The organism is Moorena sp. SIO2C4 (genome assembly GCF_010672485.1).
Lineage (GTDB): Bacteria > Cyanobacteriota > Cyanobacteriia > Cyanobacteriales > Coleofasciculaceae > Moorena > Moorena producens.
Genome location: NZ_JAAHGN010000407.1, coordinates 1 through 6288, shown reverse-complemented (window position 1 = coordinate 6288; position 6288 = coordinate 1). Strand labels below are relative to the sequence as shown.

Genomic DNA, 6288 nt, shown 5'->3' with positions numbered 1-6288 from the left:
TGGGAATCGGGAGTCGGGGTAAGAAACTTGAATGTACCTGATCAATATAAGAAACAGGCTTACTAAATTCTCAATTCTCAATTCTCAATTCTCAATTCTCAATTCTCAATTCTCAATTCTCAATTCTCAATTCTCAATTCTCAATTCTCAATTCTCAATTCTTAATTCTCAATTCTCAATTCTGAGATTACTTGATCAATTTTAGAGGATATGGTGAAGGTTGATCATAGAGAACAATAAAACTACCAATAACCACCACAGCCAATGCTGAGGGGACTAATGGTACCCAATACCCTTGTTTCAAAAGACCTAAGCAGGACCCGTAGAGAATCGATAGAGCCAACAGCAACACACCCAAACGTAGGGAGGATTTACAGCGCCAACAAACCAGACCAACCGTTAGGCCCCAACCCCAAATCCACACTACTTCACGCCATGCAGGCCAATGCCGTATCAGGGGTCGCTCATCTAAAACAGCACTGAGAATCTGACTTACCATGTGGCCATGAATAATTACCCCTGGTGTTTGATCCTCTATGTCATTACCTTTACTATAGGGTGTAAAAAAATAATCCTTACGGCTGGGAGCAGTAACCCCAATCAGAACAATTTTTCCCTTGAAAGCATCAGGATTGATCTTACCCTTTAGAACTTGAGAGAGAGTGACTTGGGGCACAAAATCCTCTGGAGATTGGTGAAAACGGTAATTCAGCATGATTTGGTGTCCCCAGGCATGAAGCTTATGATAACTGCCAGTATGATGGGTTAAGGGTTTAAAGACTACATCACCTAGCTGTAAGTATTGTTTATCTTGTTTTTGAGCTTCTGTGTATTTGGGAAAGATTCCCTCTGCCACTAGATACCGCATGGCCAACTGGGTACTCAGAGCATAAGAAGCACTACACACTGATTTTGGATCAGGGTTAAACGCCAACAGATGGCGACGGATCACCCCGTCTGGGTCAACTACAACATCACTAAAGCCCAAGTTTTGTTTCGGAACTTCTGGGGGCGGTGAAATTCCTTTATCCTCTTCGTTACTGGCTTTGCAGACCGTAACCAAATTCTCGCTTTGCTCTAGGAGCCTTCCCAAATCCTGATAATCTGGGGCTACAGGAAAATCACGATGAATATCTAGGCCAATGACTTTGGCTTGAGAGGAATTAAGTATTTCTAACAGTTGTTGGAGTGATCGGTCTGATAAGGAGGTAGCTGGTCTTAAATCCGACTGCTGAGCTTCAATATCTTCTTCAGTCACCTCTACCACTATCAGACGGGAATCGGGAAACTCCGCTGGTCTTCTATTGATCAGGTGGTCGAAGGCTTTCAACTCCAAACCTTGCAGTAAACCGAGCTGCTGTATAACTATCAAGAAGCATGTAATTACTAAACTGCTCACTAATACCTTGACGAAGCTTAGAGGCTCAGGGCGTGGAGGTGGAGGTGGAGGTGGAGGTGGAGGTGGAAGTGGATATTTTCCATCAAAACTGTCCCTCAACCCTGGCCAAGTCGGTGGCTTTGCGGCAGGATTCTGACAAATTATCGGTAACCAAGTTGCACAAGGAAACTCGTCTTCTATCCCTTGTAATCGTTCCCTAGCTTCCCGCACTGCTAAATAGAAGGACTGCCCCCCAGCAAAAGCGGTTAAAAAATATTTCAAAAATTCCTGTGAAACCCGGTCGGGTACCGGTTCTCGCATCACAATAATTTGGGGAATCTGTAAATTAGCCAGATTCGAGGCTAAACCCAATCCATCACAAGAATTAAAAATAGCGATTTTTAAGCCTTTTCCAATTGCTCTTTTTAAGCCAAACTTTAACTGATTAATGGTTAAACTATCGGTTTTATTAATATAAATGTGACCCGTTTTACCATCGTTTTTACTGGAACTATGACCAGCAAAAAAGAGGATATCCCAGGATTGCTCCCAAAGGGCTTCATGGACTTGCTGGCGCTTGGGTTCTATAAGGAACGTGAGCTGAGCATCAGGTAATTTCTCTAGCAACTTCTGATCCGCTTCGGTATCAATACCAATACTATTGCCAATAATTGCTAAAATTTTCACCTTCTGGTGGGGCTTGGGATTTAGAGTGACTGGTTCAAACTTTAAGGCACTTAAAGCAATTTCTGCCTTGGAATAGCGTTCCCAAAAATCCCACAGATGCCAGGGCAGTCGCCGTAAACAACTGTTCTCGGTTTGAATAATGAGACGAATTTCATCGGAGGGTAATAGTTGTTCGAGTAATTTCTCCTTAATCGGTCGAAATGGCTCTGAGGATAGCCAAGCATTTAAGCGATCGCCTAAGACTTGGGCTGCATTGTAGCACCGTTCCAGTTTAGATACATTGGTCACTTGTACCACAGATGCTTCTAGACGGGAACGTAACCCCAAACTGTGATAACTCGTTGTCCAACTTTGGCACGATTGCATAATTTCCGGAGCAGGAGGTAACCTGCCAGTGATTTCCAACAAAGGGCTTTTGCCCTCTTCCAAAATCTGTAAAGTGACTGGAAACCCTTGGTCAAAGCAACCATCTCCTATCTTTAAGACAACTAATTTACCAATGCTGCGCGTGTTATTTGTCATTGGTCATGGATCACTGGTGTTGCAGATGTGATTTCTACCCTCATTTTACTTATTTATAGAGGTTTATAGAGGTTTATAGAAGGTGTATCGGTGCCTTAGGATTGACCACTGACTGATATCAAAACTGATATCAAACAAGACACCAGATAACCGATCTATCCCCGAAGGACTTTGAATTATAACGCTTTCGGTGGTGTGTCGATGGCTAAATTCAGGAATTCCTAGATTGGCCGTAGGCCACGCTACGGGATCAGATTGCAAAATCCTCAATAATCCTGGCATCGCCAAGGGCAACTTCGACACTAAATTGCTCTCCTGGTAAACCACTGAACTGCAATTGAATGTAATTATCGATTTGTCTGGCTTGGGCTTCAAGAAACACTGTTCCCGATCCATCCAGCACAGTGAGTGTGAGGTTGGGAGGCAAATAGGTTTTACTACCGGTGGGATATACCTTGAGGCAAATATTTTGCTTGAGTTCAGATTCTGGTAAAAGTTCCACCACCAAAGCCACGGGGGAACCCGCTAGCAATAGGCCTAAGTCGATTAACTTAGCCCGCCTAATCCCCACATCAAGATTTTCCTCTAGGGGTAACGCCTCAGTTGACTCTAGACCAGAAGAGCGGAAAGCGAAAATTGGTTCGGGTGGGTTTAACAAGTTTTCCAAGCTTTCGAGAGTTTGCCAACCGGTTTCAACCACATTGTCTAACCACTGACTCAAGTTTACCCTAGTTCTCTGGGCTAGCTCTGAGATGGGTTGATGGAACTGATCGATTAAATCGTCAACGGGTCGTAGTTGGCTAATGGGTAATTCTTCGGTATCAGCAGTTGGAGTAAATCCCAACACTGTTCCCTGGGACGATTGTTCATCAATCTGAACAACTACATAGCCAATCCGATCACACCAAACTTCGGGGGGAATATGGCAAAGGGAATCTTGGGCTTTGATCGGTCGGCATTCGATACGACCGATATCGGATATTTCCAAGTCGGCCACATTAGCTAACAGGCGTATAATAGGATTCCAGCTGTCTGAGGCTTTTAAATCTGTAGGCATCCCCAGCATTTGCATGTAATCATTGACAACCAACACAGCCAAGGTGTTGAGTCGAACTTGCTCAGCTTTTTCAGAGGTAGGCTGCTGCCTAGCAAATTGCTCAGCACTCCTGCGTGCATTGTCAGTAATGGGCAGAGGAAGGGCAAATTGTTCTAGGTTATGGGTGTTGTAGGTCATAGGAATTGTGTTTCTGTACTGATGTGAACACCTTGACTGAACCAGGTTAAGGTTAAGGTAAGTCTTTTTAAGGAACCTCCTATTATAGATATCCTTCCGATTCTCCAAATTTACGCAAACGGGGCAAACATTGTCGCTGATAAAAGCTACTTAATGTAGAAATTGATACATTAAACTCTTCTGAGAGAGTTTTCCAGCTAGTTTCTGGAGGCAAGCGTCGTAAAATTAAGACTTGGCAGGTGACCTCTGGATGACCTTTAACATGGGTAGTGCGTAGATCACTATCAACACCCGCCGTTTCCACCCATTCCCTAACATCTTCGAGTAACCTAGGCACCTCAGGTGGAGCTGCCACACTATTGATCGGGTCAAGGTTTTCACCATTTTGAGCCTTGATAGGAGAGACTGTCTTACCTTGTCCGTCTATGTTCTTGATGCGAAAGTCTTGGAGTCGTTTCTTCAAGTAGAAATTGAGCCAAGTGACCACACTGCCACGGCTAGAGTCGTAGGGATTACCGGTTTTGCCTTCGCAAATATTCTGGCAAAAGTAAATCCAGGTTTGTTGGAGTGCGTCTTGATAGTAGGGAGTATGTTCTTGCCAAAGTTTCTTAGTGACTAAACGAATAATTTTTGTTAAGTTTTTTTGACGGTGAGCGCTTCCAGGTGGATGACTACATGCTGCCGTCACTAGCTGGTTGAGCTGCTCATAGAGTTGAGTCATAATGCGATCGCTCCGCCTTTGCTGATATTGCCTTTCTCCGAAAATACTATGTTCACACAGGTATGTATATGTTATGCAGGGTCAGCCTCAGGTCTGTAATGTGACGCTCCTACACCAACCTTAAAGGTATGGTGTAGGCTTCTCAGGCACCCCGAAGAGTGCGTAGAACTTCCTTGGAGGTATCATCAGTAATAGAATCAACTATTTTGATGCTACCTTTAAGGCGTTTTATAGTGGGGAACACGTCCAGCCCCACTCTCTTGATGTTGATAGCAGCATTAATATCTCTATCAACCCAGAGGTTTTCTATTTCATCCCAATATTTCCGGATACCGCAATCAGTAAAAATCACTTGATCTCGATAGGATAACAATTGAGAGGTATAAGCAGGATTCTTGGCAACCACAACGGCTCCAGCTTTCGCAGCTATGTGACCAAGGATTACAAAGAATTCTCCAAAAGCGGCATCCGCCCAACTTAGGTTGAGCCCGGACTTGGCCGATTGACCATTTGGTAGGTATTTCCCTTCTTTGTCTTGTAATGGTGCATTACGCTTACTTAAACCTTTAAGGTTGAGGTTTTCATGAAAGAATACTTTCTTGCCTGTACTTACTAAGCTGTGGGCAGTCTTGTATTGGAAATCTTTTCTGGCGCGAGCAATTTTTTGGTGTTGCAACCCCTCTTTTTTCGCTAGTTTTCGGCGTGCTTTACTGCCTTGAGGTGCGAGCATTTTTCTTTTTGGAAATTTTGGCTAATTTAGATTGATTTCGCCTCAAAAACTTGGCGGATGGTAGCTTTCCCCCTAAAGATGTCGCCAGATAGTACTCCTGGTGAAGTACTGCATCCATTCCTAGGGAGTTCTCCCAATTCGGCACGATTACATCAGGTGTAATACCAGGAACAGTAGGATCATCAAGTTTAAGGTTTACAAACCATCCATCACTTTTTTTGATGAATTGCACTTGTTTGAGGATTGCACCATCCGGTAGATGGCGGTGAGAGCGAATTTTTAGCAAGCCGATCTTGGGTATTTTCAGGTAAAGGAACTTTCCCCCAGTCGAACATGAATGCAGGGTTAAACCTGCTCCTTCAACAATAAATGAGCGATAACGAGGTTGAGATTTGAAGCGAGGCTTACCACTCCTATTGCCGTTATTGTCCCCATAAATAAACCGATCAAACGCCTTATCTACACGTTTACAGACCTGCTGCAGAGTATTAGCTGGAACCCGTGAAAAATCTAAATCATATCCTGACCATTCCACTGTTACCTTACCCTTTTTGAGTCCTGGTAAAAGTTTCTTTTGGCTGTAGTAGTTGGGGCGATCGCGCAGTTCAGGAAGATGACAGACCAAGGGGCAAGAGTTAACCGAAGTTCTGTTACGTTCCCACCAATCAAACCTTTCACCAAGCTGACGATTATACCAGTACTGGCAAATCCTTAGCCAAAGATTTATCTCTAGCTTTTGGTCGGTGCTTGGAAGTGCTTTATACTGGTAAGTGTATTTCATCCCCTGGTGTTGGTCACTATAGTTAATAATACACTAATTAGTGTATAGATTTTGGAAAGGTTGCCATGAAAGATGATTAAATTATTACGAAGATATATTAAATCTCAGGATTCTTTGAAAGTGTAATTTGCTGTTAAAGGGGTATTGAACCCCTTTAACAGCCGCGCATTCCTCTCACACCAAATCAAAGATTATGGTGTGAGGCTCCTGCTAAGCTAGCTCAACTACTCCAGGA

5 protein-coding genes are annotated in these 6288 nt (G+C 43.6%); all 5 read right to left on the bottom strand.

The genetic code is table 11. From position 1 onward, the window contains the following. Positions 1-187: 187 nt before the first annotated feature. Entirely contained in the window at positions 188-2587 is a 2400-nt protein-coding gene (locus tag F6K20_RS20335; protein ID WP_287295816.1) for a CHASE2 domain-containing protein, read from the bottom strand. Between the two features lie 250 nt (positions 2588-2837). Continuing rightward, positions 2838-3821: a DUF1822 family protein gene (locus tag F6K20_RS20330; RefSeq protein ID WP_008187080.1), complete on the bottom strand. Its 984-nt coding sequence runs from the start codon at positions 3819-3821 to the stop codon at positions 2838-2840. An 82-nt stretch (positions 3822-3903) separates the two neighbouring features. Then, the gene (locus tag F6K20_RS20325) at positions 3904-4542 is read right to left on the bottom strand and encodes a sigma-70 family RNA polymerase sigma factor (RefSeq protein WP_287251784.1); all 639 of its coding nucleotides are present in this window, start codon (positions 4540-4542) and stop codon (positions 3904-3906) included. A 142-nt stretch (positions 4543-4684) separates the two neighbouring features. Continuing rightward, positions 4685-5272 carry a zinc ribbon domain-containing protein gene (locus F6K20_RS20320; protein WP_008187077.1) on the bottom strand — a complete coding sequence of 196 codons (588 nt, stop codon included), beginning with the start codon at positions 5270-5272 and terminating at the stop codon, positions 4685-4687. After that, positions 5250-6053 carry an RNA-guided endonuclease InsQ/TnpB family protein gene (locus F6K20_RS20315; protein WP_008187076.1) on the bottom strand — a complete coding sequence of 268 codons (804 nt, stop codon included), beginning with the start codon at positions 6051-6053 and terminating at the stop codon, positions 5250-5252. Before F6K20_RS20315 ends, F6K20_RS20320 begins: the two co-directional genes overlap by 23 nt. Between the last annotated feature and the right edge of the window lie 235 nt (positions 6054-6288).

Excerpts from the sequence above, each read along its gene's own strand:
- F6K20_RS20320 (WP_008187077.1), bottom strand. The coding sequence starts at position 5,272 with ATGCTCGCACCTCAAGGCAGTAAAGCACGCCGAAAACTAGCGAAAAAA.
- F6K20_RS20330 (WP_008187080.1), bottom strand. The coding sequence starts at position 3,821 with ATGACCTACAACACCCATAACCTAGAACAATTTGCCCTTCCTCTGCCC.
- F6K20_RS20335 (WP_287295816.1), bottom strand. The coding sequence starts at position 2,587 with ATGACAAATAACACGCGCAGCATTGGTAAATTAGTTGTCTTAAAGATA.
- F6K20_RS20315 (WP_008187076.1), bottom strand. The coding sequence starts at position 6,053 with ATGAAATACACTTACCAGTATAAAGCACTTCCAAGCACCGACCAAAAG.
- F6K20_RS20325 (WP_287251784.1), bottom strand. The coding sequence starts at position 4,542 with ATGACTCAACTCTATGAGCAGCTCAACCAGCTAGTGACGGCAGCATGT.